General features: G+C 65.0%; 22 protein-coding genes. 9 read left to right on the top strand and 13 right to left on the bottom strand.

Annotated features, from left to right (window positions below; genetic code table 11):
* Positions 1 to 105: 105 nt before the first annotated feature.
* Genes CBY09_RS17235 through CBY09_RS17225 form a run of 3 tightly spaced genes read right to left on the bottom strand, consistent with a single transcriptional unit; the run spans position 106 to position 3,876 of the window.
* A complete protein-coding gene (locus tag CBY09_RS17235) occupies positions 106 to 1,158 on the bottom strand; it encodes an ABC transporter permease (protein WP_205734160.1) in 1,053 nt (350 codons plus the stop codon).
* Positions 1,139 to 2,629, bottom strand: a complete 1,491-nt coding sequence (locus CBY09_RS17230) for a sugar ABC transporter ATP-binding protein (RefSeq protein ID WP_094290823.1) — start codon at positions 2,627 to 2,629, stop codon at positions 1,139 to 1,141. Before CBY09_RS17230 ends, CBY09_RS17235 begins: the two co-directional genes overlap by 20 nt.
* Complete coding sequence (locus CBY09_RS17225) at positions 2,626 to 3,876, bottom strand: ROK family transcriptional regulator (RefSeq protein WP_420807458.1); 1,251 nt, start codon at positions 3,874 to 3,876, stop codon at positions 2,626 to 2,628. The genes CBY09_RS17230 and CBY09_RS17225 overlap by 4 nt, the downstream gene beginning before the upstream one ends.
* 212 nt (positions 3,877 to 4,088) lie before the next feature.
* Between CBY09_RS17225 and CBY09_RS17220 the strand changes: the two genes are divergently transcribed.
* Positions 4,089 to 5,750, top strand: a complete 1,662-nt coding sequence (locus tag CBY09_RS17220; protein ID WP_094290822.1) for a DUF4435 domain-containing protein — start codon at positions 4,089 to 4,091, stop codon at positions 5,748 to 5,750.
* Positions 5,751 to 5,930: 180 nt separating this feature from the next.
* On the opposite strand, the gene CBY09_RS17215 is transcribed toward CBY09_RS17220, so the two are convergent.
* Positions 5,931 to 6,407: a cupin domain-containing protein gene (locus CBY09_RS17215; RefSeq protein ID WP_094290821.1), complete on the bottom strand. Its 477-nt coding sequence runs from the start codon at positions 6,405 to 6,407 to the stop codon at positions 5,931 to 5,933.
* A 53-nt stretch (positions 6,408 to 6,460) separates the two neighbouring features.
* The gene (locus CBY09_RS17210) at positions 6,461 to 6,859 is read right to left on the bottom strand and encodes a tautomerase family protein (protein WP_094290820.1); all 399 of its coding nucleotides are present in this window, start codon (positions 6,857 to 6,859) and stop codon (positions 6,461 to 6,463) included.
* A 118-nt stretch (positions 6,860 to 6,977) separates the two neighbouring features.
* Here CBY09_RS17210 and CBY09_RS17205 point away from each other — a divergent pair, with 118 nt between their 5' ends.
* Positions 6,978 to 7,916 (top strand): LysR family transcriptional regulator, encoded by a 939-nt coding sequence (locus CBY09_RS17205; protein ID WP_094290819.1) that lies wholly within the window; start codon positions 6,978 to 6,980, stop codon positions 7,914 to 7,916.
* Between the two features lie 122 nt (positions 7,917 to 8,038).
* On the opposite strand, the gene CBY09_RS17200 is transcribed toward CBY09_RS17205, so the two are convergent.
* Positions 8,039 to 8,761, bottom strand: a complete 723-nt coding sequence (locus tag CBY09_RS17200; protein WP_094290818.1) for a class I SAM-dependent methyltransferase — start codon at positions 8,759 to 8,761, stop codon at positions 8,039 to 8,041.
* Positions 8,762 to 8,945: 184 nt separating this feature from the next.
* Here CBY09_RS17200 and CBY09_RS17195 point away from each other — a divergent pair, with 184 nt between their 5' ends.
* The 3 genes from CBY09_RS17195 to CBY09_RS17185 all read left to right on the top strand — a co-directional run bounded on the left by CBY09_RS17195 (position 8,946) and on the right by CBY09_RS17185 (position 11,161).
* Positions 8,946 to 9,434: an Rrf2 family transcriptional regulator gene (locus CBY09_RS17195; RefSeq protein ID WP_094290817.1), complete on the top strand. Its 489-nt coding sequence runs from the start codon at positions 8,946 to 8,948 to the stop codon at positions 9,432 to 9,434.
* Complete coding sequence (locus CBY09_RS17190; RefSeq protein ID WP_094290816.1) at positions 9,397 to 10,356, top strand: NAD(P)/FAD-dependent oxidoreductase; 960 nt, start codon at positions 9,397 to 9,399, stop codon at positions 10,354 to 10,356. Before CBY09_RS17195 ends, CBY09_RS17190 begins: the two co-directional genes overlap by 38 nt.
* 232 nt (positions 10,357 to 10,588) lie before the next feature.
* Complete coding sequence (locus CBY09_RS17185; RefSeq protein WP_240515768.1) at positions 10,589 to 11,161, top strand: P-loop nucleotide/nucleoside kinase family protein; 573 nt, start codon at positions 10,589 to 10,591, stop codon at positions 11,159 to 11,161.
* Between the two features lie 15 nt (positions 11,162 to 11,176).
* Here the strand turns inward: CBY09_RS17185 and CBY09_RS17180 are convergent, their stop codons facing one another.
* A complete protein-coding gene (locus CBY09_RS17180; protein ID WP_094290815.1) occupies positions 11,177 to 12,148 on the bottom strand; it encodes a DMT family transporter in 972 nt (323 codons plus the stop codon).
* A gap of 89 nt (positions 12,149 to 12,237) precedes the next feature.
* On the opposite strand from CBY09_RS17180, the gene CBY09_RS17175 reads away from it, so the two are divergent.
* Positions 12,238 to 13,104, top strand: coding sequence for a LysR family transcriptional regulator (locus CBY09_RS17175; RefSeq protein ID WP_094290814.1), 867 nt, complete (start codon positions 12,238 to 12,240; stop codon positions 13,102 to 13,104).
* A gap of 131 nt (positions 13,105 to 13,235) precedes the next feature.
* Entirely contained in the window at positions 13,236 to 14,384 is a 1,149-nt protein-coding gene (locus CBY09_RS17170; RefSeq protein WP_094290813.1) for a zinc-binding dehydrogenase, read from the top strand.
* Between the two features lie 143 nt (positions 14,385 to 14,527).
* On the opposite strand, the gene CBY09_RS17165 is transcribed toward CBY09_RS17170, so the two are convergent.
* From CBY09_RS17165 to CBY09_RS17155, 3 genes are read right to left on the bottom strand one after another with little or no spacing between them, the layout of a single operon-like run.
* Positions 14,528 to 15,190, bottom strand: coding sequence for a DsbA family protein (locus CBY09_RS17165; protein ID WP_094290812.1), 663 nt, complete (start codon positions 15,188 to 15,190; stop codon positions 14,528 to 14,530).
* Between the two features lie 3 nt (positions 15,191 to 15,193).
* Positions 15,194 to 15,466: a hypothetical protein gene (locus tag CBY09_RS17160; RefSeq protein WP_240515767.1), complete on the bottom strand. Its 273-nt coding sequence runs from the start codon at positions 15,464 to 15,466 to the stop codon at positions 15,194 to 15,196.
* Between the two features lie 50 nt (positions 15,467 to 15,516).
* Positions 15,517 to 16,383, bottom strand: a complete 867-nt coding sequence (locus tag CBY09_RS17155) for an MBL fold metallo-hydrolase (protein ID WP_094290810.1) — start codon at positions 16,381 to 16,383, stop codon at positions 15,517 to 15,519.
* Between the two features lie 124 nt (positions 16,384 to 16,507).
* Between CBY09_RS17155 and CBY09_RS17150 the strand changes: the two genes are divergently transcribed.
* Positions 16,508 to 17,401 (top strand): LysR family transcriptional regulator, encoded by an 894-nt coding sequence (locus CBY09_RS17150; RefSeq protein ID WP_094290809.1) that lies wholly within the window; start codon positions 16,508 to 16,510, stop codon positions 17,399 to 17,401.
* A 273-nt stretch (positions 17,402 to 17,674) separates the two neighbouring features.
* Here CBY09_RS17150 and CBY09_RS17145 read toward each other — a convergent pair whose 3' ends face one another.
* The 3 genes from CBY09_RS17145 to CBY09_RS17135 are packed head-to-tail and all read right to left on the bottom strand — an operon-like array spanning position 17,675 to position 20,469.
* The gene (locus CBY09_RS17145; protein WP_094290808.1) at positions 17,675 to 18,667 is read right to left on the bottom strand and encodes a Bug family tripartite tricarboxylate transporter substrate binding protein; all 993 of its coding nucleotides are present in this window, start codon (positions 18,665 to 18,667) and stop codon (positions 17,675 to 17,677) included.
* A gap of 45 nt (positions 18,668 to 18,712) precedes the next feature.
* Positions 18,713 to 19,084: an AtuA-related protein gene (locus CBY09_RS17140; RefSeq protein WP_094290807.1), complete on the bottom strand. Its 372-nt coding sequence runs from the start codon at positions 19,082 to 19,084 to the stop codon at positions 18,713 to 18,715.
* An 11-nt stretch (positions 19,085 to 19,095) separates the two neighbouring features.
* On the bottom strand, positions 19,096 to 20,469 hold the full coding sequence (locus CBY09_RS17135) for an acyclic terpene utilization AtuA family protein (RefSeq protein ID WP_094291206.1): 1,374 nt from the start codon (positions 20,467 to 20,469) through the stop codon (positions 19,096 to 19,098).
* Between the two features lie 106 nt (positions 20,470 to 20,575).
* Between CBY09_RS17135 and CBY09_RS17130 the strand changes: the two genes are divergently transcribed.
* On the top strand, positions 20,576 to 21,469 hold the full coding sequence (locus CBY09_RS17130) for a LysR family transcriptional regulator (RefSeq protein ID WP_094290806.1): 894 nt from the start codon (positions 20,576 to 20,578) through the stop codon (positions 21,467 to 21,469).
* Position 21,470 lies beyond the last annotated feature (1 nt).

Raw genomic sequence — 21,470 nt, 5'->3', positions numbered from 1 at the left:
GGAAAACTCAGCGAAGCGGTCCTGGCTAGGCGCTGTGTCGCAGACAGTGCGAGTAGCACGGCAAGACACAGCAACAACGCCAGGAGAGTTGTTCCAGCCACTCCATCACCGCTTTCCGCGCTGCATGAACGCCACCGCGATGATCACGAACCCCTGCACCGCCGCATTCAGGTACACGCTGATGATGCTGGTGAGGTTGAGGATGTTGCTGATGACCGAGAGCAGGATGGCGCCCACCACCGTGCCGGTGATGCTGCCCGCCCCGCCCTTCAATACCGTGCCGCCCACGATGACGGCGGCAATCGCCTCCAGCTCCCACAGCAGGCCTGTGGTGGGCGATGCAGACCCCAGGCGCGGCACATACAGCAGTGTGGCAATGCCCACGCACACGCCGAGCAGCATGTACGTGAGGATCTTGATCTTGTGCACATCCACCGCCGCGTACTGCGCCACCTGCTCGTTGGAGCCGATGGCCTGCACATAGCGGCCGTAGGCCGTGCGATTCAGGATCACGCCGCCGATGACAGCCACCAGCAAGAAGATCCACACGGGGATCGGCACACCCAGCAGGTTGGCGTAATACACCGGGCTGTAGATGTCCGACAGATCGTTCTCCAGCGTGATGGCCCCGCCGTTGGAGAAGTACGTGAGGTACGCGCGAAAGATGCCTAGCGTGCCCAGCGTCACGATGAAGGGCTCGATGCGGCCCTTGGTGATGAGCAGCCCATGCACCAGCCCGAACACCGCGCCCAGCACCACGGCCAGCAGCATGCCCACCACCACGGCCGCCATGGGCGAGCCCAGCATGGGCGCCATCGCGTTCATGAACAGGATGACCGAGCCTGCGATCAGCGCTGCCATCGACCCCACCGACAGATCGATGCCGCCCGAGATGATCACAAAACACATGCCCACCGCGATGATGCCGATGAAGGCCGTGCGCGTGAGCACGTTCATCACGTTGTCGTAGGTGGCGAAGTTGCTGTTGAGCAGCGTGCCGGCAATGCACAGCAGCACCAGGCCGATGACGGGGCCCAGGCCGTGCAGCTTGCCCCACCAGGCGCTGGCACCTGTGGCGGCCGCAGCGGCATGGCGGCTGCCGCCTGCCTGCGCGGCTGCGGCGTTTTCCGCCGGCACGTTAACGGGTACCTGTGGCATGGGCGATCAACTCCTCTTCGGTCAAATTGGGTTCTTGCAGCGTGGTCTGCAGCCGCCCGGCGCGCATCACCGCCACGCGGTGGCACAGGCCGATCAGCTCCATCAGTTCGGACGAGATCACCACAACAGCAAGCCCCTGCTCTGCCAGGCGCTGCACCAGGTGATAAATCTCGCGCTTGGCGCCCACGTCCACGCCGCGCGTGGGTTCGTCGAGCACCACCACGCTGGGGCCGGGGTGCAGCACCTTGGCCAGCGCCAGTTTTTGCTGGTTGCCGCCCGACAGCGACGACGCGCGCACCTCCAGCGACCCGGTGCGGATGCCGAACTCCTGCACCGCATCGCGCAGCGCGGCCTGCTCGGCCGCCGGGTCCAGCCAGGGCTTGGCATAGCGCTCCAGCGCCATCAGCGTCAGGTTGGGCCGCAGGCCAAAGTGCACATGCAGGCCCTTGCCCTTGCGGTCTTCGCTCAGATACGTCAGGCCGTGGCGCGCCGCATCGCGCGGGCTTTTCAAATTCACCGGTTTGCCCGCCAGCTCCACCGTGCCGGCCGAACGCGGGCGCAGGCCCAGCAGGCCCTCGAACAGCTCGGTGCGGCCCGCGCCCACCAGCCCGGCAAAGCCCAGGATCTCGCCACGCCGCACGTCAAAGCTCACGTCCTCGGCCCAGCCCGGCACCGTGAGGCTGCGCACCTTAATGGCGGGCTCTCCACCCTCCGGCGCGGGCAGCTTGGGCGGGAACAAGTCCGCCAACTCGCGGCCCACCATCAGGTTGGCCATCTGCCGCCGCGTCACGCTGGCCGTGGCCTCGCGCGCCACCAGCAGGCCGTCGCGCATCACCACCACCTCATCGGTGGTGCGCTCCACCTCGTCGAGCTTGTGCGATATGTAGATGATGGTCACGCCCGCAGCCTTCAGCCCGGCCATCAGCGCAAACAGGCGCTCCGTCTCGCCGGGGGTCAGCGTGGCGGTGGGCTCGTCCATGATGAGCAGGCGCGCATTGCGGGCCAGCGCGCGGGCAATCTCCACCAGCTGCTTTTCAGCCACGATGAGCTTGCGCACCCGCGTGTCCGGGTCCAGCGGCAGGCCCACTTTGGCAAGCGCCTCGCGCGTTTTCTCGCGCATCGCCTTGTCGTCCAGGAAGGGGCCGCGCTTGATCTCGTGGCCCAAGAAGATGTTCTGCGCAATCGTCAGGTCGTCCGCCAGATTGAACTCCTGGTGGATCAGCACAATGCCCTGCGCCTCGGCCGCGCGCGATCCGCCGCCCGGGGCACGCACGGCACCGTCCACCACCACCTCGCCGGTGGTCGGGCTCTCGTACCCGGCCAGAATCTTCATCAGCGTGGACTTGCCCGCACCGTTCTCGCCCAGCAGGCCGTACACGCGGCCCGGCTGCAGCGCAAAGCCCACGCCGTGCAGCACGCGCACGGGGCCGAACTCCTTGGTCACGTTGCGGAATTCGACGGCCACACTCATCGCGCTGCCCCCACACCAACGCCCGCAGCCGACCCCGACCCGGAGATCGAGCCCGCACGCGACAGGCTCTCTTGCATCGCCAGCACACCCGCCCCCACCACACCGGCATCGTCGGCCAGCGGCGCGTATTGAATCTCCAGGTGCCGCGTAGAAAGCGCCAGCGACCGGTGGTACACGCTCTGCCGCACGGAAGCGAGGAACAGAGGCCCCATGTCCGTCACCCGCCCCGCAATGAACACATGCGACGGGTTGAAGAAGTTCACGATGGACGCCAGCATCTGCCCCACCAGGCTGCCCGCGCGCTGAATGATGGCGTTGGCCGCCACATCGCCCGTGCGGCTGGCCTGGGCCACGTCTTCAATCGTCAGCGTGCCCGTGCTTTGCAGCCGCTCGGCCAGCATCGCGCTTTCGCCGCGCTGCGCGGCCTCGGTGGCCATGCGCGCCATGGCGGGCGCTGCGGCCATGGCCTCCACGCAGCCCTGGTTGCCACAGTGGCAGCGCGGGCCGTGCTGGTCCACACAGATGTGGCCCACATCGCCTGCCGAGCCATTGGCGCCCCGGTACACCTGCCCGTGGCACACGATGCCGCAGCCAATGCCCGTGCCCACCTTGATGACCAAGAAGTTGGGCAGATTGCGCTGCAGCCGGTACATCTCGCCCAGCGCCATCAGGTTCACGTCGTTGTCCACAAATACCGGCGCGGCAAAAGCCTCACGCAGGTAGTCGCGGATGGAAAAGCCGTCCCAGTCGGGCATCAGCGGCGGGTTGACGAGCTGCCCGCTTTCAAAATCCACCGGCCCCGGCACGCCCATGCCAATGGCAATCACCTGATGGGCGGCCAGCCCGCAGCGCGCCAGCAGCTCGCGCATCAGCCCCCGCACCCGCGCCAGGATCACACCCGGCCCCTGGCGCACATCAATGGGCTCGCGGTGCCGCGCCAGCACCGTCATGTCGGGCCGCATCACCGCTATCTGCATGCTGGTGGCGCCCAGGTCGGCGCCAATCACCACGCCCAGGGTTTCGCTCAAACGCAGGGTTTCAGCACGCCGGCCGCCAGAGGATTCCTGTAGGCCCACCTCGTCGAGCAAGCCTTCATCGAGCAGCGCCGCGACCATGGCGTTGGCCTTGCTCTTGGAATAGGCCAGGCGCTGCGCCAGCGCATTGCGCGACGCGCCTGCGGACCAGAAGATGGTCTGCAAGACGCTCAGGTCTTCGGTGCCGCAGTGACTCCAGCGGGTGGATGGCAAGGCTTGTCTCCTGTCATGTTTTTGTGCAGCACCTCATGGGGGTGGGTGCTTGACAGGGATGCTATGCGGTCTACTTTGGCCGGGCAAGACTGAACTTTGGACCATTTCAGGCCAAAGATACGATGATTGAACGGTAACTCAGCGTCTTGCGCCTCAATTTCGCACCCCTTATCCTCAAGGCAGACAAATAGACACGGACCCGAGGCATTCAAATGACAGAAATAATCCAAGAAATTCAAATGAAAGAAGTTACCTTTCCTCCTTCAATTTCGGCGCCAGGACAACCAGTGCTCCTGAAATGCCAAACCAGTATTGTAGTTATTGGGGCAAACGGGGCGGGAAAAAGCAGGCTTGGAGGTTGGCTTGAATTAAAAGGCCCCCAGAAGGCAAAAATTCATAGGATAACAGCTCAACGATCTCTGGTTTTCCCCGAAAGCACCAGTCCAATAAGTTATAAAGCAGCGGAAGAGGCTTTTCACTGGGCGCCGCGCCCGGTGAATTGGGACGAACAGACTTATGAAAGCAATAAAAGCCAGCTCAGACTAAATGCCAGATATGGAAAATCAAGCAACCTAGAAACCGCCCCCTTAAATGATTTTGAAAAACTACTTACACTACTATTTTCAGACAGCTACACCAAACTACTTGAGCATGAAGCACAACAGCGCAGAAGCGATGTACTAGTCCCTCTCCCAGAAAATCTCCTCCGCAAAGTTCAGACTGTGTGGGAATCGGTCCTTCCGCATCGCAAACTCCAATTTCTAAGCGGTGAAGTACGTGCACTTCCTACTGGAAGCGAAGAGATGGGCTATCCTGCTCGCGCCATGAGCGACGGAGAACGAGTAATTTTCTACTTGATTGCGCAATGCTTGTGTGCGAGAGATGAATCAATCATCGTTGTTGATGAACCAGAAATACATCTTCATAAGGCCATTCAAGATACGCTATGGAACGCCATCGAGAAAGCCCGGCCGGACTGCACATTTGTTTACTTGACCCATGACCTAATGTTTGCAGCAGATCGAATTGGCGCTGTAAAAGTTTGCCTCAAAGATTATTTAAATGGGGAATTCAATTGGTTTTGCATAGAGTCTCAGGACTCAATCCCAGAAGACATTTACCTTGAGGTTCTGGGAAGCCGGAAGCCCGTCCTCTTCGTCGAAGGTTCCAGCAACTCGTACGATTTGGAGATATACCAATTAACTTATCCACAATTCTCCATAAAACCAGTTGGTTCATGTGCATCGGTTCTGGCAGCAACAAAAGTATTCAGATCACTTCGTGATCTACATCGCATCGAATGCTTCGGCATGATAGATAGAGACTACCTATCCCAAGAGCAACTACAAGCTTACGCCAGCAGTGGAATTTTTACACCACTAGTGGCCGAAATAGAAAATTTATACCTTGCGCCCGGAATTATCAAAGCGGTGGCCAACCAGCTTTTGCTAGATCCAGAATTAGTATTTGAATCAGTCAAAGAATTTATTATAGATGAATTTCAAAGAAATATACATACTCATGCACTGGATGCTACGCGTCACATAGTCAATTTAAAATTAGGCCAATTCGGCTCAAAAGACGCTTCAATCGAAGACTACTCAAATGCGCTTCAAAACCACATCAAACAGATCGACACAATGAAAATATACAATACCGCTCTTCAAGAAGCAAATCACCTAGTCAGCGAACGCGACTACGATGGAATAATTAGAGCCTTCAACAGAAAAGATCTAACGAAAAAAATAACGAGATTTTTTAACATAAAACAAGAAGCATATATAGACAAGGTGCGAGAAATGACGAAACGCGATTTTGGAAATATTCCACTTCATTTCTCTGAATTCCTGCCAAAAATTAAAATAAATCCTTAGCAGATCGACATTGCAAACCCCTCGAAGAGGAATTCCCATGCAGCCGTTGTTGGGAGCGTTTACTCCACAATTTATAGCTACGAGCGCTACAACGATAAGCGCTGTAGCTTATTTCTACTCACATTTCCGTGCGAAAGTTGCATGCCTACTTCGTATAGAGCGCCCCGCCTGGCCGGCCCCCTAGTGCAGATCACGCGTCACTACCCCCACCGCTTTGCACCACCGGTGGTAATCCGCCCGCCGATCCGCCGTGGAAATCCGCTGCAGCACCGCGTGATGCGGCCCCAGGTATTCCACGCTGCCCTTGACCACCACATGCACCAGCAGCTCTTCGGTGCCCGTCGCCTCCCACCAGTCCACATTGCCAGCAGGCTCGTGGATGTAGTCGCCCGGCCGCACCACGCGGCCGTCGTTCAGGCGGCGCTCGCCTGCCAGCGTCAGGGCATGAACTTCGCCCGTGTGCCGGTGCAGGCCCAGCCGCGTGCCGGGCGACAGGCGCATCAGCTCCACCCAACCGGCATCGTCGGGCAAGAACTGAATGGGCAGGGACCACTTGCCTTCGCCTTCGGGAATCCAGTCCGCCAGGCCCGCGCGCTCCAGCGTCTGGGCCACGATCACATCGGCAAGGTGGTTGTTCGTTGTCGTCATCGTCGTCATGTCGGTACTCCTGGGTAGCTATTGGTTGATGGCTTGCTTGATTGCTTGACCGCTTATTGCTCGGGGTGCTGGTGGCGGTATTCCTGCGTGCGGCCGCCAAAGCCGTATGCAGCGGCGCGCACGTCCTGCACGTAGACGTAGCTCTCGGGGTGCAGCGCGCCCAGCAGGCCCTCGAAGGCTGCGAACGCCTCGGCGATGTAGCGCGCCTTCTCGGCCTTGGTGTTGGTCTCGTCCACCACCTTGACGTCGAAGTAGAAGCTTGATTGCTTGAGGTCGGCCAGCGACCGGCCGGCGACGTACCAGTCGGCCGGGTCCACAAAGGTGATGACCACGGCCGTGAGGTCACGCCGCTTGCCGAGCACGCGGGTGGTCAGGTCCAGCAGGGTTTCTGCAATGCGGGCAGACAGCTCGGGTGTGCGTTGGGCAGACACTTTGACGTTGAGGATGGGCATGGAGGGCTCCTGTAAAAACTCATGGGGTTGAACGAGCCTTCACTGTAGAAATTGCGCTCCGCCACGGAAACCGCCCGTGGCGATAATGGCTTTTGCTCCGCACGCAAAGGCGCGCACGATGAAAAAAGAACCCCGCTCCTTCCTCCCCGATCCGGCCGACCTGCGGTGGCTGGTGCGGTCGCTCGATCTGCGCTCGTTTTCTGCGGCGGCGCGCGAGATAGATGTGGCGGTGTCAGTGGTGGCGCGCGGTGTGGACCGGCTGGAGGCCGGCTACGGCGTGCGCTTGCTGCGCCGGTCCACACACGGCCTGTCGGCCACGCCCGAGGGCGCAGAGCTGGCGCAGGAAGCGCGTGCCTTGCTGGCGCAGCTGGAGGACATTGGGGCATCGCTGTCGGACCAGCGCAGCCGCGTGGCGGGCACCTTGCGCCTGGCCTCCAGCCAGGAGATTTGCGAGGCGCTGGTGCTGCCCCACCTGGCCGACCTGCAGGCGCGCTACCCCGCGCTGCGGGTGGAACTGCTGGCCGATGACCGCGTGGCCGACCTGGTGACGGAAGGCATCGACGTGGCGCTGCGCACCACCGTGGGCCACAGCGACCTGGTGGTGGCGCGCGCGCTGGGCCGGTTCGAGCGGCGCCTGTACGCGGCCCCGGAGTATTTGGAAAAGCACGGCACGCCTGCCGAGCCTAGCGATCTGCAGCAGCACCACACCGTGACGCACACCGCGCAGGGGCCAGCGGTGACCTGGGCGTTTCGCAACGCACAAGGCAAGCCGTTGGAGGTGACCGTGCGCTCGCGCCTGGCCGCCAGCAGTTCGGCCCTGGTGCACCACGCACTGGTGAGCGGCGCGGGCATCGGCATGCTGTCCAGCCCGCTCGCAGCGGCGGATGTGGCGCAAGGCCGGTTGGTCGAGTTGCTGGCGCCTTTTGCGTCCCGCACCGTGCACACGCTGTACGCGGTGTCGTCACCGGGCCGGCGCAACGCGGCCAGGGTGAAGGCGGTGATTGATTTTCTGGTGAAGGCGTCGAAGGACCGGTGGGCGCTGGCGCCTGTGCGTTGAAGGTGTTTTGTGCACCACGGGCTGGCTGGCACGGGGGCCGGTGACCCCAGCCGCAAGAAAACCTGGGGGTGCGCAAGGTGCGGGCATGCGGGGTCAGTGGACTGGCCCGCTTTCGTTGCCTGCTAGCAGGCCGATGCCACCCAGCCTCTGAACGCAAAGCCCATGTAAAACATCTGCACATCGCTGAACCCAGCCTCGCGCAGAATCGCCTCGTCTTCCTGCGGCGCCAGCACAGCCAGCTCCGCCGCAATCTTGTCCCGTGCCTTGGCCGCGTGCTCCGGCGGCACACCGGACGCCACCTGAAACGCGGCGTAGCGTGACAGCCATAGGTCGCGCTCCCCTGCCCCGCCCTCTCCCCCAAGGTCTGCACCATCCGCCACGCTCAGATGCGCAACCACCAGCGGTGCCCCGGGCTTGAGCCGCCGCCGGATCTCCGCCGCCATGGGCACGCGCTCCTCGCGCGGCACAAAGTGAAAAGTCAGCAGGCACGTCGCACCATCGAATGGCCCGGCTGGTGCGCTCTGCACATAGCCGTGGTGCAGCGCCACGCGGCCGCCGGGCACGCCCGCGCTTTGCAGCCGCTGCGCCGCCAGGTCCAGCATGGGCTGGCTGGGGTCCACGCCGTCGAACCGCCAGCCGGGGTGCGCCAGCGCCATGTCTTCCAGCTCCAGCCCGCCGCCTGCGCCCACCACCAGCACGCGGCCGTCGGCGGGCACGCGCTCGGCCAGCAGGATGCGGGACATGCGCAGCAAAGCGTCGTAGCCGGGCACGTTGCGGCGGGGGCCTTCGGCGTAGCGGCCGACGGCGGTGGGGTCGGTGAAGGGGGAGGTGTGCTGGTGTGTCATCGGGCTGGTTGGGGGGTACGGCCGCGGCGGTGTCTGCAACGGTGGTGGCAGGGAAAATTCAGCATCAAATTGGCCTTCACCGCGCGTCCATCATGCCCCGGCAGCTATTGATTGAGTAGCAACCTGCCTAGGCGTTGGCAGGGTTTGCCGCGCCATGCTAGCATTACGCAACTTTAAATGTTGCATGAAACGAGATAGCCGCCTTTCCAATGTCCTCCACGCACTGCTGCACATGGCAGAGATGGAGGGGCCCGCCACGTCCGAGGCGATGGCGCAGGCCATGCAGACCAACCCCGTTGTGGTGCGCCGCCTGATGGCGGGGCTGCGGTATGCGGGCTTTGTGTCTTCGGCCAAGGGGCATGGCGGCGGGTGGGTGTTGTCGTGCCCGCTCACCGACATCACGCTGCGCGACATCTACGAGGCGCTGGGCGCGCCCACGCTGTTGGCCGTGGGCAACCGCGTGGAGAGCCCCGGCTGCATCGTGGAGCAAGCGGTGAACCGCGCGCTGACCGACGCCTACCAGGCGGCCGAAGAGGCGCTGCTGGCGCGGCTGGGCGAGGTGACGCTGGCGCAGCTGTCGGCCGAGTTTCATGAACGCATGGTGGCCGGGTGCCACGGTCACAAGGAGATTGAGCATGGCGACGGCAGCAGTGGCAACAACCCAGGCGTATGAGGTGATCGTGATAGGCGGCAGCTTTGCCGGCCTGTCGGCCGCAATGCAGCTGGCGCGGGCTCGGCGGCGTGTTTGTGTGGTGGACGCAGGCCAGCCGCGCAACCGGTTTGCGGCAGCATCGCACGGCTTCTTTGGGCAAGATGGCGAGCCGCCGCTGGCGATGATCGAGCAGGCGCGGCGCAAGCTGGCGGCCTACCCCACGGTGGGTTTTGTGCAGGGCACAGTGGTGTCGGCCACGACGCAGCAACGCGCCGGGTCACCAGAGAACGGGTTTGAAGTGGTGCTGGACGATGGCACGCACATGGAGGCGCACAAGCTGTTGCTGGCTTTTGGCGTGCAGGATGGTTTGCCTGAGATTGCAGGCCTGCGCGAGCGCTGGGGCGCATCGGTTTTGCACTGCCCGTATTGCCACGGCTATGAATTTGCAGGCCAGCGGCTGGGCGTGCTGTACCACTCGGCAGGCTCGGCCATGCACGCGCAGCTGATTGCCGACTGGGGCCCGACCACCCTCTTTCTGAATGGCGACACCACGCTGGAAAGCGCCGAGCGCGAGCGGTTGCAGGCGCTGGGCATCACCATCGAGCCCGCGCCTATCGCGGCGCTGGAAGGCCCAGGCCAGGCGCTGCAGGGCGTGCGCCTGCAGGCCACCGGCAGCGGTGACGCGCGCGTGGTGCCGCTGGATGCGCTGTATGTGGCCGCCACCACCCGCCCCGCCAGCCCGCTGGCCGAGCAGCTGGGCTGCGCGTTCGACGATGGGCCCATGGGCCCGTACATTCGCACCGATGCCAACAAGATGACCACCGTGCCCGGCGTGTATGCCGCTGGCGACCTGACGCTGATGCGGCACAACGCCACGCTGGCCTCGGCCGAAGGCGTGCTGGCGGGTGTGGGGGCGCACCAGGCGCTGGTGTTTGGGGCGTGACCCAGCTTGCCGGGTGCGCGCAGGGTGTGACTGGGGGACTCAACACACGCGCACGGACCACCGGTTGACGCACCCCGCAGTGGGCACCTACACTGCCCCATCGCGCTTGGCCCCTTGCGCCTGAACGAACCGCAAAGCCCTCCACCTCCGTCGAGGGCTTTTTTTCGTCCGTCGTATGGAAAGCTCTCTCTGCTTGCAGAGGGGGCTTTTTGTTTTTCTGGAGCCCTTTCTCGTGCACACCACTTCAAACCACACCGCCCCCGCAGCCGTTGCCTGCACGGCCCCTCGCATTCACCTGGTCATCGGCCCGGTCGGCGCAGGCAAGTCTACCTTTGCCCGCGAATTGATGCGGCAGCACAGCGCCGTGCCGCTGAACCTGGACGACTGGATGGCCACGCTGTTCTCGCCCGACCGACCGGACCTGCCTGGCGCCGATGTGATGGCCTGGTATATCGCGCGCACTCAGCGCTGCCTCTTGCAGATCTGGAAAACCGCCGAAGCTGTTCTGCACGCTGGCACCGATGTTGTGCTGGAGATTGGCCTCATCCGGCAGCAGGAGCGCGATGCGTTCTATACCCGCATGGGGCATTGGGCCGATGCCATGACGGTGTACGTGCTGGACGCCCCGCGCGAGCTGCGCCGTGCGCGTGTGAACCAGCGCAACGCCGAGAGGGGCGAGACTTTTTCCATGGTGGTGCCGCCGCACATTTTTGAGCTGGCCAGCGACCTGTGGCAACCGCCGGACCAGGCTGAGTGCGAGGCGCACACGGTGGTATTTATCCCGCTGGCAGATCAGCCGCAGTGAAGCAGGCCAGGCAGATCAGCCAGCGCTGGCGGCGGCCTTGCCCGGCCGCCGCAGCGTCCACAGCGCCGCCGCCATCAGCCCCACACCCGCCAGCTGCACGGGGCTGAGCGTGCGGCCATACACGGCCCAGTCCACCAGCACGGCGGTGAGCGGGTACACAAACTGCAGCACTGCAATGCGCCCCAGCCCCAGGCGCGCCATACCTGCAAACAGCACCACATAGGCCAGGCCCGTGTGCAGCACGCCCAGGCCCAGCAGCCAGCCCCAAGCGGCGCCCAGTGGCGGCCACCCGAGCACGAAGGGCGCCCATGCCAGCGCCACCGCACCAACCAGGCATTGCCACAGGGCAATGGCGTAGGGGCTGATGGCCTTTTGCGTGTTGGCAAGCAGCGTGACGCCCGCGTAGCACAGCGAGCCGCCCAGGCACATCAACACGCCCGCCAGGTAGCCCTGACTGTTGTTGCTTTCTGTGACAGCGGCTGCGGCCGTGCCGTCGAGCAGCCCGGTGGTCAGCACCAGGCCCGCCAGCGCAGCCAGGGTGGCCAGCCACTGCAGGGGCGAGACGGCCGCACGCAGAAACAGCGCGCCAAACACGATGACCCAGATGGGCTGGATGTGAAAGATGACCGTGGCCACGGCGATGGAGGTGCGGGGGATGGCCGCAAAGAACAGCGCCCAGTTCAGCACCATGAGCACGCCCGTGGCGCAGGCCACCCAGCGGGCTTTGCCGCTGAGCAGAAGCTCGCGCCCCCGCCCCGTGCCCAGGCACCAGGCCAGCAGCGCCAGTGCGCCAAACGCGCAGCGAAACCACACGGTGACCAGCGGGTGCTGGCCCGCTTCTTCCACAAACACGCCGATGGTGCCCAGCAGCACACCACCGGCAATCAGCAGCCACTGGCCGTCGCGCTCGCGGGTGTGTGCGTTGGCGGGCTGCGGTGTGCTGGCAAGGGATGGCGATGCGGCGGTATGGGATGGGGAGTGGTTCATGCCGCCGATGGTCCGGGTTTCGGGCTACGCTGTAAAACGGATAAATCGAACAGATACCATTCGATAAGCGAATTCAAAGCAAACCGCCCATGAACTACCCAGACTTTCAGATCGACTGGCTGCGCGCCTTTGTGGCAGTGGTGGATGCGGGCTCGCTATCGGGCGCGGCGCCGCTGGTGCACCGCTCACAATCGGCCGTGAGCATGCAGATCAAGAAGCTGGAGACCGCGCTGGGCCGCCCGGTGCTGCTGCGCGGGCCGCGCCACCTGGAGGTGACGCCAGCCGGGGCCGAGCTGTTGTCGTACGCGCGCCGTGTGCTCGATTTGCAGGCCGAGGCGCATGCGGCGCTGTTTGGCCCCAAGCTGGCGGGCCGCGTGCGGCTGGGTGTGCCAGACGACTACGCCAGCGCCTACCTCACGCCGGTGCTGCGCAGCTTTGCGCACCGCTACCAGGGGGTGGAGATTGAGCTGACATGCGAGCAGTCCACATCGCTGATCCCGCGCCTGGGGCGTGGTGAGCTGGACCTGGCGCTGGTCTCGCGCGACAAGCCGCAGCGCGGGCGCTTTCTGTTTGATGAGCCGCTGGTGTGGGTTGGCGCTGCGCAGTACGAGGTGTGGCGGCGCGACCCGCTGCCCATTGCGGTGTACGAATCGGCCAGCATGGCGCGGCAGGCCACGTTGTCGGCGCTGGCGGCGCGGCGCCGGGCCTATCGCATCGTGTACCACAGCTCCAGCCTGGCGGGCCAACTGGCCGCCGTGGAAAGCGGCCTGGCCGTGGCCGTGCTCACGCGCTGCAGCGTGCCGCCCCACCTGCAGATCTTGCAGAACCTGCCGGCGGAGTTTGACCTGCCGCCGCTGGATGCCATGCATGTGGCGGTGCTGCGCAGCAAGGTGTCGCAGCGCTCACCGGCGGTGGATGCGATGTATGAGCAGATGGTGCGGACGCTGGGGGATTGAAGACACAGGCCGCCCCTGCCGCCACAAGGCACTTGCGCGACGGTGTTTCTAGCGCAATCACGTTCTAATGCTTGGCACCGGGCCGCGCAGTGGAACGAAAGGCGCGCCCTCTTTCCCCTCGAAAGGCATTCATGACCACCACCGTCACCATCCCTACCACCGCCCTGCAATTGCGCTCGCTCGTCCAGCCCGACGGCACCTTGCAGCTCAGCCTGGAGCCCACACCCGTGCCCACGCCGGGGCCCGATGAGGTGCTGATCCAGGTGCAGGCCACGCCCATCAACCCGTCGGACATTGGCCTGCTGCTAGGCCCGGCCGATTTGTCTACCGTGCAGGTCAGCGGCACGGCCGATCGGCCGGTGGCCACGGCCCGCATCCCCGAGCGCGCCATGCCCAACATGGCCGCACGCCTGGGCCAGAGCATGCCAGTAGGCAACGAGGGCGCAGGCCTGGTGGTGGCCGCAGGCGCATCGCCCGCCGCACAGGCGCTGCTGGGGCGCACGGTGGCCGTGATTGGCGGCGCCATGTATTCGCAATACCGCGCCATGCCTGCGGCGCAGTGCCTGGTGTTGCCACCCGGCACCACGGCGGCCGAGGGCGCATCGTGTTTTGTGAACCCGCTCACGGCGCTGAGCATGGTAGAGACGATGAAGCGCGAGGGCCACACCGCGCTGGTGCACACCGCTGCGGCCAGCAACCTGGGGCAGATGCTGAACAAGGTGTGTCAGAAGGACGGCATCGCTTTGGTCAACATCGTGCGCAAGCCCGAGCAGGCGGCGCTGCTGCGCGAGATGGGCGCGCAGTATGTGTGCGACAGCAGCGCGCCCACCTTCATGGCCGACCTGACGGATGCGCTGGCTGCCACCGGTGCCACGATTGCGTTCGACGCCACGGGCGGCGGCACGCTGGCTGGGCAGATCCTGCAGTGCATGGAGGCCGCCATCAACCGCACGGCCAAGGAGTACAGCCGCTACGGTTCGGCCGTGCACAAGCAGGTGTACTTGTACGGCCACCTGGACACGCGGCCCACCGAAGTGCACCGCACCTTTGGCATGGCTTGGGGCATGGGCGGGTGGCTGCTGTTTCCGTTTCTGCAGAAGATTGGCAATGAGGCGACACAGGCGCTGCGCGCGCGCGTGGCCGCCGAGCTGAAGACCACGTTTGCCAGCCACTATGCGCGCACGGTGTCGCTGGCGGGGGCGCTGAGTGCAGAGGCGATTGCTTTTTATGGCCCGCGCAATACCGGGGCCAAGGTGCTGATTGATCCGTCGATGGAGTGAGGCTGCGCGGGCGTTTTCCTACGGACTCGCGTTCAGCCATCCCAACCGTTCGGGCTGAGCTTGTCGAAGCCCTGCACGGCGCTTCGACAAGCTCAGCGTGAACGGTTTTGGTGTTGTTTCAAAGCCGCGCACTTCCGCCGCGTTCAATCCGCAGCCGCCGCCCGCACCAGCGCCAGCAATTGCTCGCGCGGCCCCAGCAGCGCATCGCCGCCCAGCAACCGCAGCGCCCCACCCTGCCCTGTAACCACCAGTTGCGGCACACCACGCGCACCCACGGCGCGCAGCGTGGCCTGGGCGGTAGCAGTGCGTTCGGCGGTGGCGCGCTGCAAAGCGGTGTCGGGCGCCAGGGCCAGGGCAGCGGCTTCTTGCAGGCCCAGGGCGCGCAGCACTTCGGCGATCACAGCGGGGTCTGCGTTGTCGCGCCCCTCCACATAGCGGGCGTGCTGCAGGGCGTGCAGCGCATCCAGCTCGCGCGTGGGCGCGGTCTGCGCCACGGCCGTGAGGGCCAGGGTGGCCGGGCCGGAGTCAAAACGGCCATTTGCTGCGCCCAGGATCTGGTCGCGGTAGGCCTGCGTAAAAGGCTGGCCGGTGAGCTGCTGGATGCGCTGGTCGTTGGTCCAGGCGTAGGCGGCAAACTGCGCGTCCATGGGCCGCGCGCCTGCGCCTGCAAACAGGCCGGAGGGAGCCAGCACCACATCAACACCCTCCTGCGCTTGCAGGAACTTGAGCGCGGGCGCTGCGGCATAACACCAGCCGCACAAGGGGTCGAACAGGTAGGTCACGGTGACGGTTGGCGTGGTGGGCATGGATCAGGTTCTTTCTTGAGGGTCTGAGGTTTCAGACGCAGTCAGTGCGGCTTCGAACGCCGCGATCTCTTCGGCCAGCGTGCCCCGGCTGCGGAAGTGGCGGGCGGCGCGGTCGTACCAGTTTTCGGCGTCCTCCAAATCGCCTTCTTGCAAATGGAGGATGCCGTGCAGCCAGGCTGCGAGCATGGAGCCATCGTGCTGCACCAGATCGTGCGCCGCGTTCCAGCGCCCGGCGTGCAGGTGCTGCAGGACTTGTTGGAGCGGGTGCGTGCTCACGATCTGGTTCCTTTTCAACAACTTGCTTCGACAGCTTTCAGCACGTCATCTCACCACTTCATCTCGCCCTTGTTGACCTTGGCGCCGATGTCCAGCGACAGGCCCATGGGCGCTGCGGGGTAGGCCTTCTTCATCGCGTCGATGAGTTCGGCGCTGGTCTTGGTGGCCGCGGCGTTTTTCTCAAACGCCTGCAGGTAGCCCTTGGTGTAGCTGATGTTGGCAGCGTCGAGCGTGCCACCAGCGGGCATGTGGCCGGGCACCACCACCGTGGGCTGCAGCGCGGCCATTTCGTCGAGCTGGGCCACCCAGGCGCTGCGCTCGGCCACGGTTTGTGTGTCGGCCGTCCACACATGGGTGTTGGTGCCCACCACGCCAATGTTGCCCACGATGGCCTTGATGGACGGGATCCACGCATACGGGCGGTGCGCCAGCAGGCCGGTGGTGCCACGGATCTCGACCGCCTGGCCGTCCACGCTCAGCGTGTTGCCCGCGATGGCCTTGGGCAGCACGGGCGTTCGCGGTGCGTTGGCGCCCATCTTGGGGCCCCAGAACGAGAGCTTGGTGGCGAGCTTGGCATTGATCTTCTCCAGCACAGCGGGCGTGGTCACCACGTCGGCCTTGGGGAAGATTTCTTTCAGCGTCTCGACGCCAAAGTAGTAGTCGGGGTCGGCCTGGCTCACGTAGATGGTCTTCAGCTCTTTGCCCGTGTCGAGTACGTTGGCAGCAATGCGCAGCGCGTCGGCACGGGTAAAGCCTGCGTCGATGACCATGGCTTCCTTCTCGCCATAGACCAGCGTGGAGTTGACGTTGAAGCTGTTGCCGTCGGCGTTGTAGACCTTGACCTGCAGCGGCTGGGCTGCCTGGGCGCCGGTGAAGGCAACGGCAAGGGTGGCGGCAATGAGGGTGGTGCGGAACATGGTGGTTTCTCCGGGGTTTTGAGAGGTTGCGTAGATGACGGAATGAAGTTTATTTTCTCCAATCGATCCAATAAACCCGATAATTCGCGCATATTTGTTTCACCAATCGATCAAATAACCCCTTATGGACCGCCTGACCGCCATGCATGTGTTTGCCGAAGTCGCCACCAGCGGCAGCTTCAGCGCCACGGCCGACAAGCTCGATATGTCGCGTGCCATGGTCACGCGCTATGTGGGCGAGATGGAGCAGTGGCTGCAGGCGCGGCTGCTGCAGCGCACCACCCGCAGCGTGACGCTGACCGACGCGGGCGAACACGCGCTGCGCCGCTGCCAGCAGATGCTGGCGCTGTCGCAAGACCTGGAAGAAGAAACCGCCACCACCACCGAGGGCGCGCTGCGCGGGCAGCTGCGACTGACCTGCAGCGTGTCGTTTGCGTTTGCGCAGATGGGCGCAGCGATTGCGGACTTTCTGGCGCAGCACCCGCAGCTCAAGATCGACCTGGACGCGAGCGAGGGATCGCTGAACCTGGTCGAAAAGCGCATTGACCTGGCCATCCGCATCAGCGCTGAGCCCGACCCGCTGCTCATCGGCCGCCCACTGGCGCGGTGTGATTCGGTGCTGGTGGCATCGCCCGCCTACCTGGCCGCGCACGGCGTGCCACAGCAGCCCGCCGACCTGGCGCAGCACCGCTGCCTGAGCTATGCCAACTTTGGCAAAAGCATGTGGCAGCTGACGCGTGGCGATGTGGTGGAGCGTGTGGGCGTGAGCGGCCATTTCAGCGCCAACGAGGCCACCACGCTGATGCGCGCCGCGCTGGCGGGCGGCGGCGTTGCGATGCAGCCGACGTATCTGGTCAACCCCTACCTGCACCGTGGCGAGCTGCAGGCCGTGCTGCCGGACTGGGACTTGCCGGTGATGACGATCTATGCGCTGTACCCGTCGCGCCGGCACTTGTCGCCTGCGGTGCGGGCGCTGCTGGATTTTTTGGTGGAACGGTTTGCGGGGGTGCCGTGGTGAGGGATGGTCGCCTCGGCTGAATCACTACCAAATTGATAGCTAATAGCGCTTATCCATCAGGCGGCAGAGGCCTATTTGGCTTGATATTCACACCCCTTTGAAAGCGCTCTGAAACTCCCTCTCCCCTGGAGGAAGAGGGATGGGGAGAGGGGGGAGCATGGGGCGCGGCGCTCGGAAGAAGAGCCCCCTCTCCCCCGCCCTCTCCCGCGAGGGGAGAGGGAGTGAAAACCCGGCGCAGCGCGTGTTACCCACCGCCGCTACCAGGCCTTCGATTTACTCGGCCTCGATGCCCGCCGCCTTGATGACCTTGCCCCACTTCTGCGTCTCTGCAGCCTGGAACTTGGCGAGTTCATCAGGCGTGGTGGTCCAGGCTTCTGAGCCCGCGTTCTCGAAGAAGCTCTTGGCCGCTGCGCTCTTGGTGGCGGCGGTCAGCAGCTCGTTCAGGCGCGCCACCACCGGCGCGGGCGTGCCCGCTGGCAAGTAGGCCGCAAACCAGTAGCCCATGTCGTAGCCCTTCACGCCCGCTTCGTCCAGCGTGGGCACATCGGGCAATTGCGCGCTGCGCTTTTGCGTGGAATAGCCCAGCGCACGCAGCTTGCCCGCCTTGACCTGCGGCACGCCGGTGGAGGTGTCGGTGATCATCAAATCGATCTGCCCGCCCAACAGGTCGGTAATGGCCAACGGGTTGCTCTTGTAGGGCACATGCAGGATGTCCACAGCCGCCAGCTGCTTGAGCATCTCGCCCGCCATGCGGCTCGATGAACTGCCGCTGCCAAAGCTGAGCTTGCCGGGGTTCTTCTTGGCAAAGGCCAGCAGCTCGCCCACGTTTTTGTACGGTGCGCTGGCGTTGACCACCAGCACCTGCCCGCCCTTGCCCAGGCCGGTGACGGGGGCGAAGTCCTTCACCGGGTCGTACGAGAGCTTTTTGTACAGGTGCTCGTTGGCGGCGTGTGTGGTGTTGGTGGTGATGAGCACGCCGTACCCATCGGCCGCCGACTTGGCCACGGCCGACGCGGCGATCATGCCGCTGGCGCCCGCCTTGTTGTCGATGACCACGGGCTGCTTGGTGTCGTTGGTGATGGACTGGCCCAGCGCGCGCGCCAGCTGGTCGGTGGCGCTGCCTGCGGCAAACGGCACGACGAAGGTGATGGCCTTGGCGGGGTAGCTACCGGCCGCCTGGGCCAGTGCAGCGGGGGCGTGCAGTGCGCCGAGCGCCAGCACGGCGGCAGTGGCGAGCAGAGCGCGGCGGGGGAATGAATGGGTCATGTTGTCTCCTGGTGTTGGTATGGATAGAAAAACGAAATCAAAGGTCTAGGCCGTATGGCCGCCAAAGTGCGGCGCTAGGTGCGCGGGCACGGTGACGGGCATATCGAGCAGCAGGTAGCTCAGCGCCTTGCCGTGGCTGTCGAGGTTGAGTGAATCGTTCACGCCGCCATCGAGCACGTCGTCCAGCACGAGGTTCATGGCCTGCAGCTGGGGCAGCAGGTAGCGCGTGACCTGGCGCGGGCGGCGCTGGGCAAACTGCTTCGCCACGGCGGCTTCCGTGACTTGTTCGACCAGCACATCCCACAGTGCGGGGTGCCAGGCGATGACGCTGATGTTGGAGCGGTTGCCTTTGTCGCCCGTGCGGCTGTGGGCAAGTCGATACAAGGGAACGGTGACGGTAGGGTGTGTAGGGGTCATGGCTTGAGTCCTCAATCCACCATCTCAAAACGCACGGCCACGGCATCGCGCGGCACCAGGCACGACACGGTGCCCAGGCGCGTGCGCATGGCGGTGCGCACGCCGCCGCCGCCTGCGGGGCCACAGGTGTAGAGCGCGGTCACTTCGCGCACAAGGCGCTGGGCGATGGCGTGGTCGCGGTGCTGCAGGGCCACGCGCAGGCGCACGTCACGGGGGTCACTGCGAGCATCACCTGCTGCGGGGTCGTCCAACCAGCGACTGGTGTCGTCGCCAAAGATGCTGGTCACGCCAATCAGGTCAATGCGCAGCGGGCCCAGGCCGTGCAGGCGCTCGCGCAGCACCTCGCCCGCCAGCCGCGCTCGGGCTTCGGAGCGCGGGCCGGCGTAGGAGATTTCGCCCTCGGCAAACCAGCCCGATTCAAAACACACGTTGACCTTGAGCGTGGCAGGCCGTGCATGGCCCTGCACGCCCTCCAGCCGCACAGCGTCGGCGCCCACCGTGGTCACGCGGGCGGAGGTGATGTCGGCCACCACATCGGGCGTGAGGTACGCCGCCGGGTCATGCAGCTCGTACAGCAGCTGTTCCTTTACCGTGCGTTCGGTGATGCAGCCGCCCGTGCCGGGGGGCTTGGTGATGGTGCAGTGGCCGTCGGCGTCGATCTCGGCGATGGGGTAGCCCAGGTGGGCCAGGCCCGCCACGTCTTTGTAGCCAGGGTCGGCAAAGTAGCCGCCTGTGACCTGCGCGCCGCATTCCAGCAGATGCCCGGCCATGGTGACGCGGGCCAGCCGGTCCCAGTCGTCCAGCGCCCACCCGTAGTGCGCCAGCGCGGGGCCCAGCACCAGCGAAGGGTCGGCCACACGGCCACAGACCACGATGTCGGCGCCCGCGCGCAACGCATCGGCAATGGCCTGCGCGCCGATGTACGCGTTGGCGCTGACGATGGGCTCGGTGGGCATCGCGCTGCCCAGTGCGCCCTGCAGCAGCGCGCGGTGGTCGGGGCCGCTCAGGTCGTCGCCCTGCAGGACGGCGATGCGCGGGCGGGCCAGGCCCAGCTCGGCCGCCAGCGCATGGATGCGGCGCGCGGCGCCGTGGGGGTTGGCCGCGCCAAAGTTGCTGACGATGCGCACGCCGTGCGCCAGGCACTGCGCCAGCACGGGGCGCAGCAGGTCCACCAGCAGCGGCTCATATCCAGTATCGGGGTCGGTGCGGCGCGCCAGTTGGGCCAGCGCCAGCGTGCGCTCGGCCAGGGTCTCGAAGATGAGCACCGCAGGCTGGCCGCTGGCGATGAGCGCCTGCACCACAGGCAGGGCCGCATCGGTGCGGTCGCCCGAGAAGCCGGCGGCGCAGCCCACCAGCAGATTGGTTTTCTTTTGGTCGTTCGGCATGAATCCGTTGTCTCCTGCAGCCGACTGTAGGAACATCCCGGTATTCTGTGAAATCGATTGTTCTTATGAATCCATCTGAACTACAGATGAATCAAACTCTCTCCGCATGAGCGCCCCCCACCTCTCCAGCCGCCAGCTCGATGCCTTCCTCGCGCTGGCCGAGCAGCGCAGCTTCACGCGCGCCGCCACGCTGTGCCACCTGTCGCAGCCCGCATTCAGCGCCCTCATCCGCGCGCTGGAGGACGACCTGGGCCTGCGCCTGTTCGACCGCAGCACGCGGCATGTGGATCTCACGCCCGAGGGGCAGAACTTTCTGGAGTCGGCCCGCCGCATCCGCGCCGAGATCACCAACGCGCTGGCCGCCGTGCGCAGTGCCGCCACGCTGCAGCGCGGGCGTGTGGCCGTGGCGCTGCTGCCGTCACTGGCCGCAGGCTGGCTGCCAGGCGTGCTGGCGCAGTACCGCGCGGCGCACCCGGGCATCGAGATCGACATTGCCGATGTGCTGTCCGAGCCCTGCATCGACCGCGTTGCCAGCGGCCATGCCGACTTTGCACTGGCCGCCATCCGCGCCGACACGCCCGCGCTGCAGGCCGAGCCGTTTTGCAGCGACAACTTTTATCTGGTGTGCCCGGCCGACCACCCGCTGGCCCGCCGCCGCAAGGCCATCACCGCGCAGGACCTGGCGGCCTGGCCCTTCATCCACCTTGCGCGCACCAGCAGCGTGCGCCAGTACCTGGAGGCCGCGCTGCACCCGCAGGCCATGCACACGCTGATGGAGGTGGAGCAGCTCGCCACCGTGATGGGCATGGTGCGCGCGGGCCTGGGCATCAGCGTGGTGCCCGCGCTCACGCTGTTCCATTTCGAGCAGCCAGGCCTGGTAACCCGGCCGCTGCCGCTGCCAGGGCTCACCCGCCAGATCTACCTGGTGCGGCGCAGGGATGAAAGCCTGTCGGTAGCGGCGCAGGCGCTGTATGCGCAGGTGATGGCGCAGCGGCCTTGAG

Origin of the sequence: Acidovorax kalamii, assembly GCF_002245625.1 — a bacterium.
GTDB classification, from domain to species: domain Bacteria; phylum Pseudomonadota; class Gammaproteobacteria; order Burkholderiales; family Burkholderiaceae_C; genus Acidovorax; species Acidovorax kalamii.
The sequence above is the reverse complement of the archived record's forward strand: the minus strand, read 5'-3'. Positions and strand labels throughout refer to the sequence as shown.